At 37.2% G+C, this 23,073-nt stretch carries 18 protein-coding genes; 5 read left to right on the plus strand and 13 right to left on the minus strand.

Features of this window, described 5'->3' with window-relative positions:
- Positions 1-302 precede the first annotated feature (302 nt).
- Positions 303-1,322 carry a zinc-binding alcohol dehydrogenase family protein gene (locus LS41612_RS14850; protein WP_024363371.1) on the minus strand — a complete coding sequence of 340 codons (1,020 nt, stop codon included), beginning with the start codon at positions 1,320-1,322 and terminating at the stop codon, positions 303-305.
- A 152-nt stretch (positions 1,323-1,474) separates the two neighbouring features.
- Here LS41612_RS14850 and LS41612_RS14855 point away from each other — a divergent pair, with 152 nt between their 5' ends.
- Complete coding sequence (locus LS41612_RS14855; protein ID WP_025219156.1) at positions 1,475-1,837, plus strand: winged helix-turn-helix transcriptional regulator; 363 nt, start codon at positions 1,475-1,477, stop codon at positions 1,835-1,837.
- A 446-nt stretch (positions 1,838-2,283) separates the two neighbouring features.
- Positions 2,284-3,972, plus strand: a complete 1,689-nt coding sequence (locus tag LS41612_RS14860; protein WP_024363370.1) for a methyl-accepting chemotaxis protein — start codon at positions 2,284-2,286, stop codon at positions 3,970-3,972.
- 327 nt (positions 3,973-4,299) lie between these two features.
- Here the strand turns inward: LS41612_RS14860 and LS41612_RS14865 are convergent, their stop codons facing one another.
- The 3 genes from LS41612_RS14865 to LS41612_RS14875 all read right to left on the minus strand — a co-directional run bounded on the left by LS41612_RS14865 (position 4,300) and on the right by LS41612_RS14875 (position 7,373).
- Positions 4,300-6,567, minus strand: a complete 2,268-nt coding sequence (locus LS41612_RS14865; RefSeq protein ID WP_024363369.1) for a DEAD/DEAH box helicase — start codon at positions 6,565-6,567, stop codon at positions 4,300-4,302.
- Positions 6,542-6,925, minus strand: a complete 384-nt coding sequence (locus LS41612_RS14870) for a YppE family protein (RefSeq protein WP_024363368.1) — start codon at positions 6,923-6,925, stop codon at positions 6,542-6,544. Before LS41612_RS14870 ends, LS41612_RS14865 begins: the two co-directional genes overlap by 26 nt.
- Before the next feature lie 253 nt (positions 6,926-7,178).
- Complete coding sequence (locus tag LS41612_RS14875) at positions 7,179-7,373, minus strand: hypothetical protein (protein ID WP_024363367.1); 195 nt, start codon at positions 7,371-7,373, stop codon at positions 7,179-7,181.
- Between the two features lie 383 nt (positions 7,374-7,756).
- On the opposite strand from LS41612_RS14875, the gene recU reads away from it, so the two are divergent.
- On the plus strand, positions 7,757-8,407 hold the full coding sequence (gene recU / locus LS41612_RS14880) for a Holliday junction resolvase RecU (protein WP_024363366.1): 651 nt from the start codon (positions 7,757-7,759) through the stop codon (positions 8,405-8,407).
- Entirely contained in the window at positions 8,404-11,100 is a 2,697-nt protein-coding gene (locus tag LS41612_RS14885) for a penicillin-binding protein 1A (protein ID WP_024363365.1), read from the plus strand. Before recU ends, LS41612_RS14885 begins: the two co-directional genes overlap by 4 nt.
- Before the next feature lie 145 nt (positions 11,101-11,245).
- On the opposite strand, the gene LS41612_RS14890 is transcribed toward LS41612_RS14885, so the two are convergent.
- The 7 genes from LS41612_RS14890 to LS41612_RS14920 all read right to left on the minus strand — a co-directional run bounded on the left by LS41612_RS14890 (position 11,246) and on the right by LS41612_RS14920 (position 17,943).
- Positions 11,246-11,560: a YpoC family protein gene (locus LS41612_RS14890; protein WP_024363364.1), complete on the minus strand. Its 315-nt coding sequence runs from the start codon at positions 11,558-11,560 to the stop codon at positions 11,246-11,248.
- Positions 11,557-12,219: an endonuclease III gene (nth, locus tag LS41612_RS14895; RefSeq protein ID WP_024363363.1), complete on the minus strand. Its 663-nt coding sequence runs from the start codon at positions 12,217-12,219 to the stop codon at positions 11,557-11,559. The genes LS41612_RS14890 and nth overlap by 4 nt, the downstream gene beginning before the upstream one ends.
- A 14-nt stretch (positions 12,220-12,233) precedes the next feature.
- Positions 12,234-12,965: a DnaD domain-containing protein gene (locus LS41612_RS14900; protein ID WP_024363362.1), complete on the minus strand. Its 732-nt coding sequence runs from the start codon at positions 12,963-12,965 to the stop codon at positions 12,234-12,236.
- Positions 12,966-13,058: 93 nt separating this feature from the next.
- On the minus strand, positions 13,059-14,354 hold the full coding sequence (asnS, locus tag LS41612_RS14905) for an asparagine--tRNA ligase (RefSeq protein ID WP_024363361.1): 1,296 nt from the start codon (positions 14,352-14,354) through the stop codon (positions 13,059-13,061).
- 28 nt (positions 14,355-14,382) lie between these two features.
- Complete coding sequence (locus LS41612_RS14910) at positions 14,383-15,576, minus strand: pyridoxal phosphate-dependent aminotransferase (protein ID WP_024363360.1); 1,194 nt, start codon at positions 15,574-15,576, stop codon at positions 14,383-14,385.
- A 16-nt stretch (positions 15,577-15,592) separates the two neighbouring features.
- Positions 15,593-16,075, minus strand: coding sequence for a cell wall elongation regulator TseB-like domain-containing protein (locus tag LS41612_RS14915; RefSeq protein WP_024363359.1), 483 nt, complete (start codon positions 16,073-16,075; stop codon positions 15,593-15,595).
- Between the two features lie 446 nt (positions 16,076-16,521).
- Positions 16,522-17,943 (minus strand): tetratricopeptide repeat-containing diguanylate cyclase, encoded by a 1,422-nt coding sequence (locus LS41612_RS14920; RefSeq protein ID WP_024363358.1) that lies wholly within the window; start codon positions 17,941-17,943, stop codon positions 16,522-16,524.
- Positions 17,944-18,386: 443 nt separating this feature from the next.
- Here LS41612_RS14920 and LS41612_RS14925 point away from each other — a divergent pair, with 443 nt between their 5' ends.
- On the plus strand, positions 18,387-20,252 hold the full coding sequence (locus LS41612_RS14925) for a multicopper oxidase family protein (protein ID WP_024363357.1): 1,866 nt from the start codon (positions 18,387-18,389) through the stop codon (positions 20,250-20,252).
- Positions 20,253-21,574: 1,322 nt separating this feature from the next.
- Here the strand turns inward: LS41612_RS14925 and LS41612_RS14930 are convergent.
- Both LS41612_RS14930 and LS41612_RS14935 read right to left on the minus strand, forming a co-directional pair.
- Complete coding sequence (locus LS41612_RS14930) at positions 21,575-22,351, minus strand: MerR family transcriptional regulator (RefSeq protein WP_024363356.1); 777 nt, start codon at positions 22,349-22,351, stop codon at positions 21,575-21,577.
- A gap of 62 nt (positions 22,352-22,413) precedes the next feature.
- Positions 22,414-23,013, minus strand: a complete 600-nt coding sequence (locus tag LS41612_RS14935) for an NAD(P)H-dependent oxidoreductase (protein ID WP_024363355.1) — start codon at positions 23,011-23,013, stop codon at positions 22,414-22,416.
- Positions 23,014-23,073 lie beyond the last annotated feature (60 nt).

Genomic DNA, 23,073 nt, shown 5'->3' on the forward strand with positions numbered 1-23,073 from the left:
GTAAGAATAGAGTAGAAAGCGTCCATTCGAAGTAGTCTAACTTATTTAAACAAACACCTCAGTTGATATGCGTCTTTTCTAACACACAAAAGGACTTCAAACAACATTGGTCTGAAGTCCTTATATTTGAAAAAAGATTGTTCGATATAATATATTGGTGTATTCAAGCTCCCTATTGGCTCTACTTTGACAAATTTGTATGAACAGTCAAACAATGTACGATTAAGCCCATTAGGAAGTAACAGACCATGTTGATAAGGAACTGTAGAATGCGAAGAAAGGGATGGAGCCAGTCATAACCATCATTCAAACCCCTCAACCACTACTTTCCCAATGGTTTTTCCATTTTCAAGAATTGCGTGTGCTTTTCTCAAATTTTCCGCATTAATTGGATAGAGAATTTCAGATATTGTGGTTTTTAAAATATGACTATCAATTAAAATAGCTATTCTATTTAAAAGTTTATGTTGGTTTATCATATCTTCAGTTTGATACATCGACCGAGTAAACATGAGCTCCCAAACAAACGTTACACTTTTATTTTTTAATAAAGTTAAATTAAGTGGTTCATCCGTTTCCACAATAGAACAAATCGTTCCTTGTGGAGCTATGACCTCAGCCATATTAGTCCAATAATTATTTGTGGAATTTAAACACAGAATATAGTCAACCGCTTCAATATTAAGTAAATTTAACTGTGAAACAAAGTCCTCATAGTGATTTATCGTATAGTCTACACCTAATGCTGTTGCCCAATTTTGTGACTCTTGTCTCGAAGCTGTACCTATAACAGTTAATCCAGCCCATTTAGCCAGTTGGATTGCAATAGAGCCCACTCCCCCAGCCGCACCAATAATTAAAATGGTTTTATTTTTATTATCCTTTGAAAAACTACTAATTTTCATTCTATCGAATAATGCCTCATATGCTGTAATTGAAGTCAATGGTAATGCGGCAGCTTCCGCAAAATTTAATGTCTTTGGCATATGACCTACAATTCTCTCATCAACAAGATGAAACTCACTATTACAACCTGGACGTGTTATATCTCCCGCATAATATACCTTATCGCCGGGTTTAAACAGTGTGCATAATGGCCCTACTTCTTCGACAATCCCAGCCACATCCCATCCTAAAATTTTTGGCATGTCTTCAAACTTGTCTTTCGGAGATCTCACTTTATAATCGACGGGATTCACTGAAACCGCCTTTACTCGAATTAATAAATCTCGGCCTTTCGCACTTGGCTTTTCTATTTGTAAATCTAATAAACTCTCTGGATGATCAATAGGTAAGTATTGTTGTAAACCTACAGCTTTCATTTTTTTCATAAAGAAAATTACTCCTTTATCACTTATTTTTAATCATTTCCCTTACGTCTGTTATAATAAGCTAAATGATTATTATTATGTAAGTACGCACATTTTTGTTTGATAGTATCAATTTTTATACTAATTACTTAGGAGATATTCAAATGTCAGACAGTAAATTAAATCTTTATACAGCTTGTCCAGATGCCTATGGATGTCCCGTTGAAGCAACACTTGGCGTAATCGGCGGAAAGTGGAAAGGTGTTATTTTATATCATCTTATGTCAGGAACGAAGCGTTTCAATGAATTTAGACGCTTAATGCCCGATATTACCCAAAGAATGTTAACGTTACAACTTCGTGAATTAGAGAAGGATGGAATAATTCATAGAGAAATCTTTAAAGAAGTACCGCCTAAAGTAGAATATTCACTAACTGAGTTCGGGCGAACACTTGAACCTATAATTAAACTAATGAGAGATTGGGGAGAGCAGTACAATTTAAAAAATAATAGTATCTTAAAGTAAAAGCGTATAAATAAAAAATAACCAAGTCTACGACATATGACTTGGTTATTTTTATTCAACTACATTCGCAATAACTTTTTAATACCCCCGTTACGTTAGTGATAACCTCCCCCAGTTGCATTTTTGAGCCACACGGTGCACCTTGTTATATAATCCACAAATTTCTACCTTCTCTTACACATAAAAGAAAAAACAATTTTTTTATCCCTCACCTCTATTACCCAACTTTTTTTCTTGCAAGTATTGAAATTAAAGTGATGTTATATCGTTCATTCAATAAAATTTATTATTCACTATATATTTAATTTTTAAAATTATTAGAATATAAAAATGCCATTTCATTATTCCTTGTCTATTTTTTAACAAAAAAATAACATTTTATAACTTTATTTCTAAAATTAAAATGATAGGATTATAACATTATTAGGAATTGGAGAGAACAACTTATGTCTATACGGAACAAACTTTACGCAGGATTTGGAACTATCATTTTATTTTTACTCATTAGCTCATCATTAGCCTATTACCAAATGAACAAATTGAATAACCAGTATACATTCTTACTGGAAGATAGAGTATACAAAACTATACTAGTGAATAAGATTTTGAATGCATCCTCGTCTCAAGGAAACTACATTCGATCGTATATACTAGAGCCGGATAATCCAACAACACTAGAAAAATTAGAATCTCACAAAGAATTAATAAATGATGAAATTACAGAACTAGAGAGCACTTTTAATGAACAACAATTACAAAAAGAAATACAAACGCTAAAGGAGAATCAAGCAAAATTTAACGCAGCTTCACAAGAAATTTTAAACATTTATAACGGTGAAAATTTACAGGAAGTTATACATATTCTAAGTAATAATGCAGGCCCAGCAAATTCAGCAATCCAATCCTCTATTAAAGAAATTGTCGATTTTCAAACTAAAAAAATGATAGAAGTACAGGCGAATTCCACTAAATCTGCAAAAGTTGCTTCCATTTTAATTATTGTTATTTCTGCGATTTCAATTATTTCAGCTATTTTTATTGCTTTAGTGTTAACTCGTGCAATTACGATCCCAGTTAACAAATTAGCGGCTTCTGCCAAAACGATTGCTGAAGGTAATTTAAATCAAGAAGATGTAAACGTCAGTACTAAAGATGAAATTCGCAAATTAGCCGATTCATTTAATCTTATGAAACACAATTTACATAAACTAGTAAATAATGTGGCGACAAATGTGGAACTAACTACTTCTTCTGCTGAAGAACTAGCAGCTAGTATAGACGAAGTATCTCATTCTTCGAAAGATGTAGCTAAACGTGTAGAAAAAATGGCCTTAAATGCAAGCCAAGCCTCATCTAATGCTCGTGAATGCTCTATGACTCTCGATGAAACTGCCAACGGTGTACAACGTATTGCAGAAGCCACGCAAATATTGAATACCAAAGCTTCAGACACTCAATTGATTGCAAATAATGGTGGCGAAATATTACAAGCAGTTGAAAGTCAAATGCTTGTTATTCAACAAACTTCCAATGATACCAATAATCGTATTAAACAACTAACCATCCAATCAGCGGAAATAGAAAATATTACAAAAGTTATAACAGACATCTCAGAACAAACAAATCTTCTTGCACTTAATGCTGCTATCGAAGCTGCTCGTGCTGGGGAACATGGAAAAGGGTTTGCTGTGGTGGCTGAAGAGGTTCGCAAACTAGCGGAAGAATCAAAAGAATCTGCTAACAAAATAGTGAACATAACATCTCTTATTCAGCAAGATACAAAAGAAGTGGATAAAGCTGTATCTGTATCTGTTCAAAAAGTTGATGAAGGCGTGTCATACATTGCGGATGCACAATCTGCATTTGGTGATATCCTAAATGCTATTGGAGAGATAAGTTCTCATATAGAAGAGGTATCTGCCTCTACACAACAAATTTCTGCTAGCACTGAAGAAGTAGCTGCATCGATCAATGAATTATCATCTATTGCTGAGCAGGTAACTGTACAGTCTGAAATGATATCCGCCGCAGTAGAAGAAGAAACGGCAACTATTCACGAAATTAATTCTGTGTCGAAATCAATGAGTGAAGGTGCTATGACGCTACAAGACGAAATCAATAAATTTCAAGTTTAAAATAGGTTAATTCATTTAAAACTCCAGAGGAAGTATTTGCTGGGGAACTGAATAAAGGAAACAACGAAAGATTTGTTTGATTCTCACGCTATAAGGATTTTGTGTAGCTTATCAAGAAGCCTAAACAACCGTTCATTGCAGTAAATGTGATAAGCTTCCCAAGTAGTATTTAAAGATAAAATCTATCTACTTGGGGAGCATTTTTTACATATTATTCTAATATATTGTGTGGAAGAATACGATAAAGGCAATTACGAGCATCCCACCGAAGAAAATAATTTGGTGGAATAACAATAATACACCCTATCCCCTCTTCTTTTGTGTACATTAATATAAAATTTGCAGTAACTCTTTAACTTTCCGTTTCATGTTTACTAAAGCATTTTGAGGCCCAATACAGGATGGGCAGCCAGATTCACAAGGGCAGTTTACGACATGATTCATTGTCTTGGTCAATAAGTCTTCCCATAAATCATACACTTTTTCACTTAAACCAATTCCGCCTGGATACTTGTCGTACACAAAAAACGTTGGCAAATTATTATGTGTAGCCTTTACCTGTGGAACTACTGCTACATCACTGGCGTCACATTGGATGAATAGCGGGATAAAGGCATTCATTGCATAGGCTGCACCTGTCATCGCCTCTGTTAATTCTGCCTCAGACCATTGTAGTGTATTGCTAAAGGACAACCATGACGAGCTTGTATGCATTTCATCTGGTGGTAGATGGATTGGACCCGAGCCAATATTATCTTGTTTATCATTCAAGCTTATTTTTTTAAAGATGGTAGCCTGTGCGACTAATCCTACATCACCAAAGCTAATAGTCCCACCTTGGTAGATGCGACTTCGATCTTCTTCAAGCACTTTCATCTCTACTGCTAAATTCGCGTCTGTATAATAATCAACATCTACTTCTCGCACAAAAGCTTTTTTTTCTTCCCAATCAAGTTTTTCTACTTGATATTGAATGCCCTGATGCAAATAGATTGCTTCTTCATGTAATAATGTCATAGCACTATGGCGATCCATTTCCCCAATGACTTTTGTACGAGCAGGTACTGTCATATCAATAATTACAACATTTTCTTGAGATGCTGAACGGAGGCTTATATCATGTGCAGGAAAACGATCACTCATCCAATGCCATTTTTCACTCGTTTTAAAAACAACACCTTCTTCTGCTAAATAGTCGAGCAGTTCTTGTATGTCATATTCTCCGTACGTATCGCTTGTTGTGAACGGTAACTCAAACGCCGCACATTTAAGATGATCCATTAAAATCAACATATTTTCAGGATATATACGTGCCTCCTCGGGGTCGCTCCCTAGTAAAAATAGTGGATGATCTACCACATATTGGTCTAGTGCAGTAGACTGTGCAACATAAATAATAAGCGCCTCGTCTTGACGTCGACCAGCTCGGCCCGCTTGTTGCCATGCACTTGCGATATTTCCCGGGTAGCCTGTCATAATACATGCCTGTAATTGACCAATATCCACCCCTAGCTCCAGCGCATTCGTACTAACTACGGTTTGAATTGTACCATCACGAAGCCCACGTTCTATAACACGTCGCTCTGACGGTAAATAGCCTCCTCGATAGCCACGCACAGATTCATCTTGTAGCTTATTGCGCGTCAGTTCTTTCAAATAAGTAACAATCATTTCAACACGCACACGACTTTTAGCAAAAATAATCGTTTGAATGCCAGCTATATAAAGTCTTTTGGCAAGATCACTTACCTCTAAAACCGCACTACGCCGAACACCAAATGTTTTATGGATAATTGGTGGATTGTAAAAAAGGAATGTTTTTTTACCAACTGGAGCACCTGAATCAGCAATTAAATTGTGGGTATCATTTGTTAAATTTTCAGCTAATTCTTTTGGGTTTTTTATCGTTGCTGACGTACAAATAAACACAGGTTTACTACCATAAAATTCACAGATACGTTTCAATCTGCGAATGACATGTGCCACATGTGAACCAAATACACCTTTATATGTATGTAATTCATCAATAACGATATACTTTAAATTTTCAAAGAGCGATACCCACTTCGTATGATGCGGTAGTATACCTGAATGCAGCATATCTGGATTGGTCATCACAATATGCCCTGCCTTCCGTACTTTTTGCCGAATACCAGGAGCCGTATCACCGTCATACGTATAACTTAAAATGTCCTCTCCACTCTGTTCAATCAGGTCATTTAAATCATTTTTTTGATCCTGTGCTAACGCTTTCGTTGGAAATAGATAAATTGCCCGTGCATTGCGGTCTTCTAAAATTTTTTGTAATACAGGTAAATGATAGCAGTAAGATTTCCCTGATGCTGTCGGTGTTACGGCAGTAAAGGATTTGTGACTCGCCGCCAAATCAAACGCTTCCCGTTGATGTGTATACAATTGTGTAATTCCTCGGGCATGTAATGCTTTCACAAGCGCAGGGTGTAAATTTTCTGGGAAAGGCGCGTACTTCGCTTCGCGGCCTTCTAAAGTGTGCCAATGAATAATTCGCTCTTTTAATTCGTCATCATAGCGCCATTCATTTAACAATGCATTAATTGTCCGTTTTTTCGATAACATGATGTTGCGCCTCCTTCACTAAGCGATAAAAATTATTTAACGTATAGGAAGTAGAATGCGTTGCATCTAAAAAGCGTTTTTTACTTGTTTCTTTATAAAAAGATTGCACAACAAATTGCTCCATCGATTCAGCCGCTGAAGCAATTTGTCCTATATGCATATATTTCGGTCTGTTTTTTTGAATCCAAGCAGTCGCCTCTTGCTGCCACTCTTTCAGCAGTTGATGAATGACATCCGCATGCGGCTTGACTTCTGCAAAAAAATCTGGCGTCCGATCCTCCTCGCGCATTTGCCAAAAGCGTGCAACACATTTTTCACATTCATCTATTAATATGGAAGTTTGCTGTATTAATAACAATTTCGCACCTCATCTCTTTCATTGTACCTTTAGCTAATGATTGTGTGATGATCGTTCACAACCAATAATACACTGTGTCAAATGTTGAAAAAACATAAGTTCAGGTTCATATGCCTTCCTCTTCTCTTTACGACATACTACTGCAAACTATCTGAAAGTATCTCTTCGTCATTCTTAACACGCGCTAAAAGCATTAAACGATTGCATCTAATGAATCATTTTTATAGGTATGAGGTTAGTGTACCAAAGTCTATCATTTTTCACTACTAATAGGCGAACAAGCATTCTTTACTTGCCAGTTCTTTTCTGCTAAGCTTACTTTCTGGCTAACAGATTTGAGCTGCATAAAAAATTGCAGGCTATGTGCATTATTTTCTAATGACACCCTCGTGATAAGTAATTGATTGACCAGATCCAACTGCGCAACTAATTGTCCTAATTTGTTCAATACAACGCCTCCTTTTATCTTTACTTATGTATTCCTCGCATGTATAAAATAACCTTCATGCGTGACAAAAAAAGCGTAAGTTAGCTGAAAGAAGAAGTATTTCGATAAATTTTTAATAAATACTACCTAAGAGCAGCATTCGTAAATAGGCTGATAAAAGACTCTATCTCTACGAATCTAGCAATAAATGAAAGTATTAATAGGACAATTTCTATGACGAATGCAGTTGTTTCCTTGGCGAATTTTCTACTTTAAACAGCGAATCATGCTACGAATTAGCAATTGTCATCTAACTTTAGAGCAATGTGCTGACTGTGGTGAAGTTCTACAAAAATCATGGTAAACTATTGTGTATAATAGCAGTATTATAGAGGGTGAGCTAAGTGACAATTCGTTATCCAAATGGGAAAATCTATACCCCTGCACAAGCTATTCAAAAAGCAGAAAAAAAGGGGAAAAAGAAGGATTTCTCCTATAGTAATCGAGGGAAGACGCTTGAGGATGAAATTAATGAAGCAAACGACTATTATTTAGAAAGGCGACTTGCTATTATTCATAAGAAACCTGTTCCCGTACAAATCGTCAAAGTAGAGTATCCATCACGAAGTGCTGCCGTTATTCGTGAAGCTTATTTCCGAACGCCCTCTACAACTGACTACAATGGTGTTTGGAATGGGCACTATATTGATTTTGATGCAAAGGAGACCGCCTCGAAGACGAGCTTTCCACTAAAAAATATACACACACATCAAATGAAACATATGCAGCAAGTGAAGGAACAAAATGGTGTGGCATTTATTATCGTTCGTTTTTCAGCTTTTGAGCGTTATTTTTTAGTGCCATACGAAGTTTTACAAAAGGCCTGGCATACAATGAACAATGGTGAACGTAAATCGATTCCCTTTTCAACCATTGAAAAGGAAGCTTATGAAATTCCTACAAGCTATTATCCACGTATCGATTATTTACCTGTTCTCCAGCAGTTTATTGAAGCAACAAGTCATGGCTCTGAAAGTGAGGAGATAAAAAAATGAGTGAACGTCGTCAAACACGCGGAGAGCATCAAAAAGCTCTCGCTCAAAAAAATAAAAAGAAAGCGCCGAAAGCAGCGAAATCTTCGACTAAAGTTTGGTTGAAGCGTATTGTTCTAACAATACTTATTATAGGGATTGTTGGTTTAGTCGGCGGGGCAGGTGTATTTGCCTATTATGCAAGTACAGCTCCTGAACTGGATGAAGATTTATTGAAGGACCCCGTTTCCTCTGAATTTTATGATAAAAACGGTGAAATTTTCGCCACAATCGGTGCAGAAAATCGAAAATACGTAAAATACGAAGACATTCCTGAAGATATGATTAACGCCATTCTCGCAACAGAAGACGTTCGCTTTTTTAAACATCATGGTATGGACTTTTATCGTCTTGGTGGTGCAATACTTGCCAACTTCCGTGATGGTTTTGGGTCACAAGGGGCTTCAACATTAACACAGCAAGTTGTCAAAAATTCATTTTTACAAAATGAGAAAAAATTAAAACGTAAAGCACAAGAGGCATGGCTTGCTTTCCAACTTGAACGCAAATATTCAAAAGAAGAAATATTTGAAATGTACTTCAATAAAATGTTGATGTCCGGCCGTATTTATGGCTTTGGGACAGCAGCTCAATATTTCTATGGTAAAGAGTTAAAAGATTTATCATTGGATGAAGAAGCGCTACTAGCTGGCTTAGTTCAACGTCCAAACGCATACAATCCATTAAAAAATCCAGAGCTGGCTGAGAAACGCCGAAATACAGTTTTGGGCTTAATGTACCAGCATGGAAAAATTACAAAAGCTGAAATGGAAGAAGCGAAAAAAGTTGATGTGCAAGCAGGTCTTTCAGACGACGCTACACGCCAATCATTTGCTGGTTCTAAATACGATGCCTTCCTAGATATCGTCATTAATGAGCTAGAGAAAAATGGCGATGGTTCTGCTATGGCTGAAGGTATTAAAGTTTACACAACACTTGATCCAAATGCACAGCAAATTGTAGAAAACATCATGAATGACGATAGCAATTTCCCAACAGAGAAAATTGAATCAGGCGTTGCTGTTGTTGATACAAAAACTGGTCAAATTCAAGCAGTCGGCGGTGGGCGAAATTACGGCAATCGTACATTTAACTATGCAGATGACTTAAAGGTTAACCACCCAGGGTCAACAATGAAGCCATTACTCGATTATGGTCCAGCAATTGAATATTTAAAATGGTCAACAGGTAAAACACTTGTCGATGATCCAATGAAATATACAGGTACAAACCAAACGATTACAAACTGGGATGGGAAATATTTAGGTGCTATGACAGCACGTAAAGCATTATATGCTTCTCGCAATGTGCCAGCTGTTAAAACGTTTAAAGAAGTTGGCGCTGACAAAGCGAAAGAATTTATCGGTCGCTTAGGAATTAAAGCAGAAAATGCTTACGAGGCAGATGCAATTGGTGGTGGTGACATTACAATGTCCCCTATTCAAATGGCAGCATCTTATGCAGCATTTGGGAATAACGGTGTATATACTGATGCTTATGCCATTACGAAAATTGTTTATCGCGATGGTAAATCAACGAAAGACTATACACCAAAATCTACGGTTGCCATGGAAGATTACACGGCTTATATGGTCACAGATATGTTACGTGATGTAGTCAGCAATAAACCAGATGCATCAGGTACAGCCGCAAATGTTTCAGGCTTAGATATTGCTGGTAAAACAGGTACAACCAACTATTCAAACGATGAGTTTAATAAATATAATTTACCAGATACAAGTGTGCCAGATTCATGGTTCGCTGGTTACACTACTAACTATTCAATCGCTATTTGGAGTGGATACGAAAAACGTTCGGATCCAATCACTACATGGGATGAACGCCGTTTACCACAACATCTATTTAAAAATATTATGAAAGACCTTTCTGCGAACATTGAAACTGCACGTTTCAAAAAGCCAAGCTCGGTTGTAGAAGCGACGATTGAAGTAGGCTCTAGCCCACTGAAACTAGCTAGTGATTATACTCCAAGTGAATTACGCCAAACAGAACTATTTGTTCGTGGTACAGAACCTACAGAGGTTTCAAATGAGTATGAAGCACCTGAACTTTCTACACCTTACAATGTAAGTGCAAGTTTAGATTTAGCAGGTCAATCTATTAATATTGGCTGGGAACATGATGCCATTCTTGACCCAGAAACAGATGAACCAATGGCTACTACTTTTGAAGTATCTGCTACACGCGAAGGTGGCGAAACGGTAGTGCTTGGAACTACTGACAACAAAGGTTTAACTGTTAGCAACACATTAGAAGATGGGAATTACACGATTTCTGTCGTAGCGATTGTAGATGGTACACGCAGTGAACCAGGAACGACATCTTTCGAGATTTCGAGCATGCCTGATGAGGATTTAGGTACCGAAGATCCAAATAATCCGGATATAGAACAACCTACACCGCCTGATCAAGGCAATGGTGAGGACAATGGCAACAATAACGGCAATGGCAATAACGGCAATAATGGTAATAACAACGGTGGTAATAACGGCAATAACAGCAATACCGGTAATAACGGTAACAATGGCAATAATGGCAATGGTACTGGCAACAATGGCAACGATGCTGGTAGCCAACCTCCTGTAACACCAACTGACCCCGTAGTGCCAAACCAAGAGAATGATAGTGAACAATAATTAATTTAAGATTTACTAAATACTAAAAAACAGGTGCAGAAACCGAAATGTTTCTACACCTGTTTTTATATTTTATAAATAAAAGAAGGTTGTCCTTTTTAAGTTCAATCACTTATCGGACAACCTTCTATTTATCATGTATACTTTAGCGTTTAGTCGCCTGTAAGCGCAAACGTGCCGTTCGTTTTTTCGTTTCTTTAAATAATTCATCTATTTGACGATAACACGCATATTGACCTGGTTTCGTTTTAATAAAAGTTAAACGTTCCACTCCATTTATGGGCAATACTTCTTCACCTGCTTCGTTAACTAAACGTTCAAACAAACGTATAGCCTCTTCCATAAGGCCTTTTGCTTTCCCATTACGTGCTTGATGGGCTGCATGTATTTGCGCTTCTAGCAATGCCCACTCTGCAAACCATTCATCAATTTTTTCTTTTGTGATTGCATCAATATTCATGCTTTGGTCACCAGTCCTTTTTTAAAACGCTTTTGTCCTTCACGACAATCACCTAATAACGGACATGTTGCGCAACCTGGATTTTGTGCCTTGCAATGATAGCGACCGAAGAAAATTAGCTGATGATGGGTTTTCGACCACTTGTCCATCGGTGTTTTTTTCATAATCGTTTCTTCCACCTCAAGAACTGAGTCTTTCCAGCGACATAAGCCTAATCGTTTAGATACGCGCTCTACATGTGTATCGACTGCAAGCGCTGGTATGTCAAAGGCTACGGATAGCACAACATTCGCTGTTTTACGACCTACACCTGGCAAAGTAACAAGTTCCTCTCGACTTGCAGGAATTTGCCCACCATATTCAGTCAAAAGTCGCTCACATAAAAGTTGAATATTTTTTGCTTTATTTCGATAAAGACCAATAGAACGAATATCCAGTTGTAGCTCCTCTAAGGACACCGCTAAATAATCTTCGGGTGTTTTATATTTTTGAAACAATGTTTTCGTTACTTTATTAACAAGTACATCCGTACATTGTGCAGATAATAACGTGGCGATTGTCAGCTCGAACGGGTTGTCATGCACAAGTTCACAATGTGCATCAGGAAACATGCGGTCCATTTCAGCTAAACAATGCTCCCACTGTTTTTTTGTTAACATTCCCTAAAATCCCCCTATTCTCTTTCTTCTAACCAGTTATAAAATGGTACTTTATTTGTCGACTGCGTTTCTTGCTGTAACGTGCGGGATTGCGGTCTAGTCAAGTTTTGCTTTTCACGGAACTGTTCGCCTTGCTTATGTGCAGCTTGTGGTGTTGTTATATTTTTCTTTTTCCACTCCAACAAAATCCGATCGATATAGCGAATGCTTAGTTTTCCAGCAAACACAGCCTCTTTTAACGCTTCTTTAATAAGTGAAGGACTGTGCCTATCCTCATCTAACCAAGAACCAATTTTTTCTAGCTCTAAAGGAGATAAAAGACGCCCCATTTCTTCTTCAAATAAACGGAATACCTCGCCCTCTTCTTGACGAAGCGTAGTTGCTGATTTTTGTTGCTCTTTCAATTCTATAATCTGCAAGATACGTTCCCAAAGAGGGTACACCGAATATTTTTCGTACAGCTTGCCAGTTGTCTTATCAACGTCACGTGTAATCTCAAGGAAGCCTTTTTGCATAAGTCTTTGTAAGCGCGATGTAATGTCATTACTAGGCATCGTGAGACGATTCATCAGGTCTGTTGGTGTAGGAAAATCATTTCCTTCAACATGATAGGCAAGTAGATGCAAGACGATAAGCGCCTCATCATCCTCAATATTTAACTCCTTATAAAACTGAAAAAAGAGCTGAGGAATGTGTATCGTTCTCTGCTCAGTCCATGTACGGAGTCGATTATTTTTTGTATTCATGTAGACATGACTCCTTTTTTCTAAGTAAGTAGAAAAGCCGCGTAGAAATTTCACTACGCGACTTTGCAATTGTTTCTGTTTATTGCTAACCGATTATGGATATAAGCGGTTTAATAAACGTGGGAATGGAATCGTTTCACGAATATGCTCTGTCCCAGAAATCCATGCAACTGTTCGTTCTAACCCTAGACCGAATCCAGAATGCGGTACGGATCCTTGCTTACGAAGTTCTAAATACCATGCATAAGCATCTAATGATAAGTTATGTTCTTCTAGACGAGATTTTAATAATTCGTAGTCATGAATACGCTCTGAACCGCCGATAATTTCACCGTAACCTTCAGGTGCAATTAAGTCAGCACATAACACAACATCATCACGATCAGGATGTGGTTGCATGTAGAATGGTTTGATGCCTGTTGGATAGCACGTAATGAATACTGGTTTGTCAAATGAATTGGCAATGGCAGTTTCATGTGGCGCACCGAAGTCATCTCCCCATTCAATATCATCAAAACCTTGTTCATGTAATAGTTTAATGGCATCGTCGTATGAAATACGCGGGAATGGCGCTTTGATATTTTGAAGTGTAGATGTATCACGGCCAAGTCGCTCTAATTCTAGCGTACAGTTTGCCAGAACAGACTGTACAATATGCTCAACATATTGTTCTTGTACTTCTAAATTTTCTTCAAATTCCACAAAAGCCATTTCCGGTTCAATCATCCAGAATTCGATAAGGTGACGGCGTGTTTTAGATTTCTCCGCACGGAACGTCGGACCGAAAGAGAAAACCTTCCCTAACGCCATTGCTGCTGCTTCCATATAAAGCTGACCAGATTGAGATAAATACGCATCTTCATCAAAATATTTCGTGTGGAATAGCTCTGAAGTTCCTTCAGGTGCTGAACCCGTTAAAATTGGTGGATCCATTTTCGTAAAGCCATTATTGTTGAAAAACTCGTAAGTAGCACGAATAATTTCATTACGAATTTTCATCACCGCATGTTGCTTACGAGAACGTAACCATAGGTGGCGGTTATCCATTAAAAATTCAGGGCCATGCTCTTTAGGCGTAATTGGGAAATCAGTCGCTGCATGTAGCACTTCAATGCCTGTAACTGCTAGTTCACAGCCAAAGCTTGAACGCTCGTCGGCTTTCACCTCGCCAATCACATACATCGATGTTTCTTGCGTCATACCTTTTGCAATCGCAAAAATTTCTTCGCCTACTTCTTCTTTCACAACAACGCCTTGCACAAATCCTGAACCATCGCGCAGCTGTAAGAAAGCAATTTTACCACTTGAACGTTTGTTAGCTAACCAAGCACCTAGCTTGACTGTTTCGCCGATATGCTGTGGCATATCTTGAATCATAATTTTTTTCATAGAAATCCTCCAAAGTTGGTTAGAAGGATTAGTCTTGCCATTTTGATTTTACGAATGCATCAATACGACGGACTGCCTCTTCTAATAATTCTAAAGATGTAGCATAAGATAATCGCATTGTAGTTGGTGCACCAAAGCCAGAGCCCGGAATCACTGCTACGTTTGCTTCAGTTAAAATATCCGCAGCAAATGCATCTACTGAATCATAACCAGTATGAGCCATCGCTTCTGCTACATCTGGTAATAAGTAAAATGCGCCTTGCGGTTTTAATACATTGAAGCCAGGAATTGCACTAATTTGTGGATAGATTTTTTCAAGACGAGATTCAAATGCTTGGCGCATTTCTTCTACAGTGTCTTGTGGTCCATTATACGCTTCCACTGTTGCATACTGTGCAGTTGTTGTCGCGTTTGAAGTAGAGTGTGAAGCAAGGTCAGTCATTGGTTTAATAATGTCTGCATCACCTGCTGCATACCCGATACGCCAGCCTGTCATAGAGTGAGATTTAGCTACACCATTGACTACAATTGTACGTGCTTTCAATGCATCTGAAAGTTGTGCAATTGAATAATGCTCAATACCATTGTATACAAGCTTCTCATAAATTTCATCTGACACGATTAAAATATCTTTTTCTTCTGCAACAGCCGCAAGTTCTGCTAGCTCATCACGAGAATAAATCATACCAGATGGGTTGCTTGGCGAGTTAATGATGACTGCTTTCGTTTTATCCGTAACAGCTGCTCGTAATTGATCCGCAGTAATTTTATAACCTTGTTCGCGTGTTCCTTCAACATAAACAGGCACGCCACCCGCTAATTTCACTTGCTCTGGATACGATACCCAATAAGGAATAGGGATGATTACTTCATCGCCTTCATTTAAAATAACTTGGAATAACGTGTAAAGAATATGCTTAGCCCCAACACCTACGATAACCTCGTTCGGTTTATATGTAAGATTGTTGTCGCGTTGAAGTTTGTCAATAATGGCTTTCTTTAGAACTGGAAGACCGCCGGCAGGTGTATATTTTGTTAAACCTTTTTCCATAGAGTCAATAGCCGCATCTAGAATATTGCGTGGTGTGTTGAAGTCTGGCTCACCAGCACCTAGACCAATTACATCGATACCTTGCTCTTTTAATTCTTTTGCTTTTGCAGTAATCGCTAATGTTGAAGATGGTGTTAAAGTTTTCACTCGGTTTGCTAATAATTTTTTCATACGGGATCTACTCCTCTTATAAATTCTTAATGCGCTTCCACCAGTCGCCGTCCTTAAACAAAATATAGACATAGTTGAGTTTATCTTGATCGTTCAGGTATGAAATTTCCCAAACAGCTCCAGCCTCCTCATAGCCTAATTTCATATGAAGAACCTTTTGTACATTTCCTTCTTTTTTAAAAACCGATAATGCTTGCTTTTCCGTAATACCATCTTTCAAAAATACTTCCTGAATGGAATCCTCTTCTAGATTCGTTGGAACAAAGACAGCCTTTTTGTCACCGTATTCGTCTACCCCGAATACAGTAACATACGAATTTTTGCCATTATATGTGTAGGACTCCGTGACAATTGCTAGGGCTTTGGCATCAAGTGCCAACTGTTCAGCCTTTTCTTCAATTGAACTAAACGGAGCCTCGGCTTTCCAGAGTACTAAAATACTAATGACAAGTGATAAGGAAACCATAAAGACAGAAATGAAAATCAACCAGTTTTTCATATATTCACCTTATGTTTCACACCTAGCTTTTTGTTTGCTAAGAATGCCTGATATTTTTGCGTGTCGAACACTGCGCACACTTTCATTTTGCTTACCATTTTTGCCAACCTGCTTTCTTTCCTCATACCACAACATTATACACCAAAATCCCGTTGTCGTGTTTGCTAATTTCATTTATTGTACGTTGATAAACCAACGTTTTCAAATGATTAGAGTATCTATTTTCGATTTTTACTCTTTCATGAAAATAGACAGCCCTTTCCCGTCAAAAGTTCCTATTCTTTTTCACAAAGAGAAAAGTTTTTTTGAGGGAAATCTCTTTTTTCTATATTAAAAAGGATAATTATATGAAAACAAATTTATTCCCACTGCCTAGTATTGACAGTGGGAATGATGAAAGCGGATTTTTACTAAAATAGACAATGCATTTAAAGCTGCAAAACTTTTTATTGTACACTAATAACATAACTAGCACGCCCGTTATTTTTAGCTTTGTACAAGTTGCGATCTGCTTGCTTAAAAAGCTTTATATATTCATAATTTTTTTGGTCATTCAAACAAGCGCCTAAACTAACCTTTAATGGATAGCTATCATATTCATGTTCTAGTTTTAAAGTTAACATGTAGGCATGCAATTCTTTTATACTATCATTTAAAAACATCTTACTTTTATGCCGAAGACAAATAATAAATTCATCTCCACCATAACGGATAATCACCGCTTCTTGATTATACAAAAAATCTTTTAACCCCGTAGCAAGGAGTTGCAACACCATATCTCCAAATAGGTGGCCATATTGATCATTGTATGCTTTAAAATAATCAATATCGAGTACAATTACACCAACATATTGGTGGCATGCCTGTGCCTCATTTAACCAATCATTTAGTTCTATATCAAGAAAATGGCGATTTAGGACACCTGTTAACGGATCATATAGCGCTCTTTTTTCCAGTGTCTCTTTTTGCCGATTAAATTCTAGATTCATCACCTGTTGAAGCAGATTATCTGCACTCATTTTTTCTGATAGCTCTATATAAGCGCGTTGTACATCAAATATTTCTTTACGATAATCTAATTGATAAAGTACGTTTAAAAGCATTCGCATCACTTTCTTCGTAATGGGGTTATCACCATAGGATTGTGCTAATTCTATCGCTTGCTTATAATAGTCTACCGCTTCTTCAAGTCGATGTTGATGCTCGTATAAAAAACCATAGCCAAACAATGCAGCTACCTTTTCTCGTTTATGATTTTGAATAATTTCAGAATTCAATGTCTGATCCAACAAAGCTTGAGCAGTAACAAAATCGCCCTCTAAAATATACACATCCGCCATATTATTATGAATGCGAATCTCTTGTAATTTCGCTAATTCTGGAAGTGTCTTCGCAAGCTCCACATTATAATTTCTTGCAATAAAAGCCGCTTCCAGAGCCTCCATATAACAGCCATTTTCAACTTCTAGATAGCATAGATTACTATGGCAACGTACAAGCATTTTAATATCTTTTAACTGCGTAGCATATTCTATAGACTTTTTTGTCATTTCCACCGTTTTTTCTCTGAAACCAACCAGATCATATATTAAGGACATGACCAGATTGTAATTCATAAAGTCCTTTTTCGTGCCGTACTTTTGGCAGCACTCCTCATATTCTTGGATATGACGTACCATGCTTAATGTATCACCTAGCGCATGATGAATTAATATCTTTTGGAAGAATAAATCTAGTCCATGCCTATGATTATCATTTTCTAATGCTACTAAAAGTCCCTGTTCAGCAAGAGTTAGAGCTTCTGTCAAACGCCCTTTCGTCCGCATTTCTAGGATTGTTTTGTTTAATTGTTCTAATGTTAACTCCAATTCATCACCACTTCTCTAAGCTCGGATTTTCCCTTATCCATCACACCTTAATGTAGCAGTTAGCCTATTCATTAATTATAAGCGAAGTCCTATACACTCGTCCGTCATTTCTATCATATCCCATAAATTACTAAACATATCGAATGATGAATGTTTTGTCAAAAGCGTATAATACTTGCCCTTCCTTTATGCTAGTAAGCCACAATAAGCAAAGGGACTGCTCGTTCATCAGCGGCCCTTACGCTATCAACTAAAAACGCTGCTTTCGTTTTATGTATAGTAAATATATGCCTTATTGGCTACTCATTAGCAGATTGCATGAATTTTTGAAATTTAATATTTTTTATATATTAGCACAAATACTTCCATTATTGTCCTCGTTTCTTATTGTTTTTACCCATATGATGAAGTTAAGTTTGTAAAAATGTAAGGGACGTGATGTTTTGAATAAAAAAATCAATCCTGCTGACCCAGCAACAATCCCCAAATTTGTAGATGCCTTACCGAAACCCGTTACCGCAAAACCAAAATTCAGTAGCAGACATCCGAAGAAAGATTATTACGAGTTGCAGATGTTGGAAGCAGAGCATAGTTTTCATAAAAACTTTCCAAAATCCACGATTTGGGGATATAACGGGCTTTATCCAGGACCGACCATCGAGGCTTCAAAAGACAAAACGATTTATGTCAAATATAAAAACCAATTGCCGACCAAACATTTTTTGCCAGTTGATTTTACTCTTCATGCGGCTAATGACTCCCAAGAGGTTCGAACAGTAACTCATCTTCACGGTGCCAATGTAGATTGGGAAAGCGATGGACATCCTGAAGCTTGGTATACAAGAGACTATACGTATACTGGTCCTAAATTTAATAAAGAAATACATGAATATACGAACCATCAACCAGGTACAACTTTGTGGTATCATGACCACGCAATGGCTTTAACGCGCCTAAATGTTTACGCTGGACTTGCAGGTTTTTACCTGCTTCGAGACTCCATAGAAGAACGTTCAAACTTACCATGTGGCGATTATGAATATCCGTTATTAATTGCTGATAAATCCTTTAATGAAGACGGCTCACTGTTCTATCCAGAAGGTCCTCCATTCCCAGTGCCGGTGAATCCATCCATTACACCTGGATTTGTTGGAAACACAATCGTTGTCAATGGTAAAGTATGGCCTTATTTAAATGTTGAACCTCGCAAATATCGTTTTCGTTTGTTAAACGGTTCAAATAGAAGAGGCTATGTTTTAAGCCTGTCCAACAAGCAGCCAATGATTCAGCTTGGCACAGATGGTGGCTTTTTAACTGCCCCAAATGCAATTTTCTCGGTTGAATTATTGCCAGCTGAGCGAACAGATATCATCATTGACTTTTCAACATGCGAAGGTCAAGAAATCACTTTAATGAACGGTGATACCGATTTTTTTGATGAGCATACTAGCGTCATTATGCAATTTAACGTAAATTGCCCACTTCGATATGAGGATACGAGTGAAGTGCCTGCAAGACTTGCAATGTCAATGGATTTACACCCTCATCATGCACAGGTTGAACGCAACTTACCGTTAAGTGCCACTACGGATGACTTCGGAAGACCTATGTTGTTATTAAATGACCGAATGTACCATGACCCTGCTACCGAAAAGCCTGCGCTTGATAGTATAGAAGTTTGGAATTTTATTAATGCTACGCCGTTTATACATCCTATTCATCTGCATTTAATTCAATTTAAAATTCTTGAACGACGACCATTTGACGTGGAACTCTATCAAAATGAAGGAAGGCTAGCATTTACTGGTCCTGCAGAAAAACCGCGTGACTACGAACGAGGTTGGAAAGATACCGTCAAAGCTGATGCAGGGAAGGTTACAAAAATTATTATGCACTGGAAAGACCATATCGGGAATTATATGTGGCATTGCCATTTCCTCGAACATGAGGATCATGATATGATGCGACCTATTCTCGTAATGAAAGATGTACATCCCGTATCGGAGCCACATGTTGAAGTAGCGCATGTTACAGAAAGTCATAGCACCACAGCAACAACCATTTCAAATGATTCGGACACCACTCCCCCCTTGTTGAATAATGCTCAAAATATTACAGCATCGCCTGAGCCAACACAGCACGCATCTAGAAGGGCTAATAAGCAATTGTCCGTTGCGAAGGAAACTGCGCCTCATGTTGCGACTCATACACAAAATGTCTCACAGTTTGTACCGCTACCTATATATCCTTCAAAAACAAGCCAAACACAACCCCACACGGCAAATAGATGGCGTAGAAGACGATCATAGCAACCTACTTCAGCCCATATAATGCCAAATAAAAACGAGGTATTTGACATTAGCTTGTCAAATACCTCAGTTTGTAAAATAAATATTAGCTATCTCACATCGTGTTTCATTTCTCTATAATTGGATAACGGGCAATAATAAGTCTAATTGCGTAAAATCTTTATCACCTATGATAGATAATGCATTGTAATTATTGTAAATAATCGTCATTTTTTTATTTCCATTTATAGTATACTAAAAGTCTAGAAAAGGAGGTGAACAAAGTAGATTAAGATAAAATACATATTCTTCACTACCTACTAGTAGTATTTGAAGAAAACAAAAAAAGCGGCACAATCTAAACCACAACGTCGCAAGTAGTCATTTGAAGAAGGTGAAAACCTCTTTTTACTTAGTATTTTATCGTAACCACTAATTATGCGAAGGAAAACCATACGAATATTTAACATTGTTATCATCATAGTACTAACTTTTATAATGGCACAAACAACAGACTTTAGTAATTTAACAACGTCGGACTATGTATATTTATCACTGTATGTTTTGATTATTATTCTTTTCATCGTTAACACTATATTAGAAGTAATCAATAAACGACGTGATATTAATGAGTAATATCCGTAACACAGATAATCCGTTATTCAAAGGTATGGATATAGCAGAAGCATCCGGATTATGCGGACTGTCTCAACTACAGATCAAATTGTTATGTAGTATACACCTATAATTGAGGAAGAATGACACCTTAGAAGCAGATAGTGAAGGCGTATTTCAATTAAGTGGAGACTTTAGCACAGAGTAAAAAATAATACGCGTGCATTTTAACTAACAAGAGGCTGGGACAAAAGAGAAAAAGGGTTAGATTGATGGCAGTCAATCTAACCCTTTTCTGCTGCGCCGTTGTTGTCCGCTTCTGCGGTGCTTTCCGCGGGCACACACGTAAGCCGCAACCCTCGCTAGCGCGCGGAATGCCAGCGTCTTACGCTGCGTGCATTCCCGCAGGAGTCACCGCCTCCGCTACCAACAACTAGTGAACCCTTCTAATTTATTATTAATTGCAAAAGAAATAATAGTAAATATGTTCTATATATTTTCTTAGCAAAAATTTATCAAAACCAATGTCCCTCTATTTAAGATTCTAAAGTTATGTGCCAGCCTCTAATTGTTTGCCTTTTATCCATGATTAATAATCTTATCTGTATAGAAGACTTGCTCCTTGACAACTCTTTGATGATTGGTGCATATACGACGCTAAAACACGATGAGTAATCGTAATTACTGTAAAATAATATGGATTCAACAAATAACTTTAAAAAATCATCTCACTTTTCATTTCTCTCCAATTGGATGACGGGCAATAATAAGTCTAATTGCGTAAAATCCTCTCCTCGGTACCACTCGATAATTGAGCGGGTAGGCACCCAGCTATGATGAAAAGCATATTGTAATAATTTGTGATAACCGCCTTTGATTTTTGTAGGATGTTCTTTAAATGGTAATGCTAAACAAATACAGGCAGGCATATGTTCGATAAAATCAACACCCTTTAATCCATTTAGCATGGAATCTGCTGTCACTCCAAAACCGATTTGTACTTTTATCAAATCTTGTCCTGATAAGTAGTTTACATAATAACTTTTAATGCGTATATTGTTCTGCTTTAATTTATTCGCTCTTTTTGCAAAATGCTCTCCAAACTTCCCTGTTGTCGATTGCTCAATGAACCAAATAATTTTTTCATCTTGTTTATCGATAAGATAAATATCTTCTTGAATTGAATCACTTTCTAAAAAACGTAAACTAACATCTATTAGATCACGTTTTTTCTTAATAGAATGAATCCAATTTTTCATCATGGTTTGACGAGCTATTTCATCATTTTCCTGTAAATAATGTTGAATATCTTGTAGAGGGACATCTGCAATTCGCAAAGTGGTAATTAATTTGACTGTGGCAATTTGATGCTGCGCATATACACGATAGCCATTCTCTCTTCGTTCTACTGGCAATAATAAATTTTTCGATTCATAAAAACGTAACGTGCTTTTTGCAATTCCAGTTCTATTTGAAAATTCTTGAATCGTCATATCCTTTTGCAAAGTCATCTCACTCCTTCGCTTTAACAGTAAACCTTAAAGCTACTTGAAGGTCAAGAAAATTTTCAGAATTGTTTGGGTGACTGGCACTGCCTAAAATACTGATAGACTTTTTCTAACTTTTTTTGTTGCCCTCCCTTTTTACTTTCCATATTGCCAAATTCAAAAAACTTCACCTTTTTAATTCCTACAAAATTAAACAATGCTTTTCGCATTAACACTTTATGCGCATTATTCAACCAAAAGAGTGGATAATTTGTCGGGCCTTTCATTGTAGACACACAGACGACCGACTTCCCTTTTAAAAGTCCTTCTGGAAACAAGCCTTTTTTATCTCTATAAGCAAAATTAGATGCAAATAGTTGATCGATATATCCTAAAAGCATTGCAGGCGGTCTTCCCCACCAAATCGGATAGATAAAAACAATCTGATCTGCCCATGTAAGTTGTTCTCTATATTTCTCTAAGTTAGGCTCGCGATACATATCACGTCTTCGTTTATGTTCGTGAAAATGTAAAATTGGATCAAATTTTTCCTCATATAAATCTAACACTTGTAATTCGGTTATGTACGGATTTTCATTACAACCTTTAAGGACTTGCTGTAAAAAAGCATAATTCAAACTTTGATGATTTGGATACGTATAAATGACTAACGTGTTCATAACATCCTCCTATTACTTATCATTTGATAAGTAAATAATAACGAATACTGTTTTAGTTGT

Source organism: Lysinibacillus sphaericus (genome assembly GCF_002982115.1).
Taxonomy (GTDB): domain Bacteria; phylum Bacillota; class Bacilli; order Bacillales_A; family Planococcaceae; genus Lysinibacillus; species Lysinibacillus sphaericus.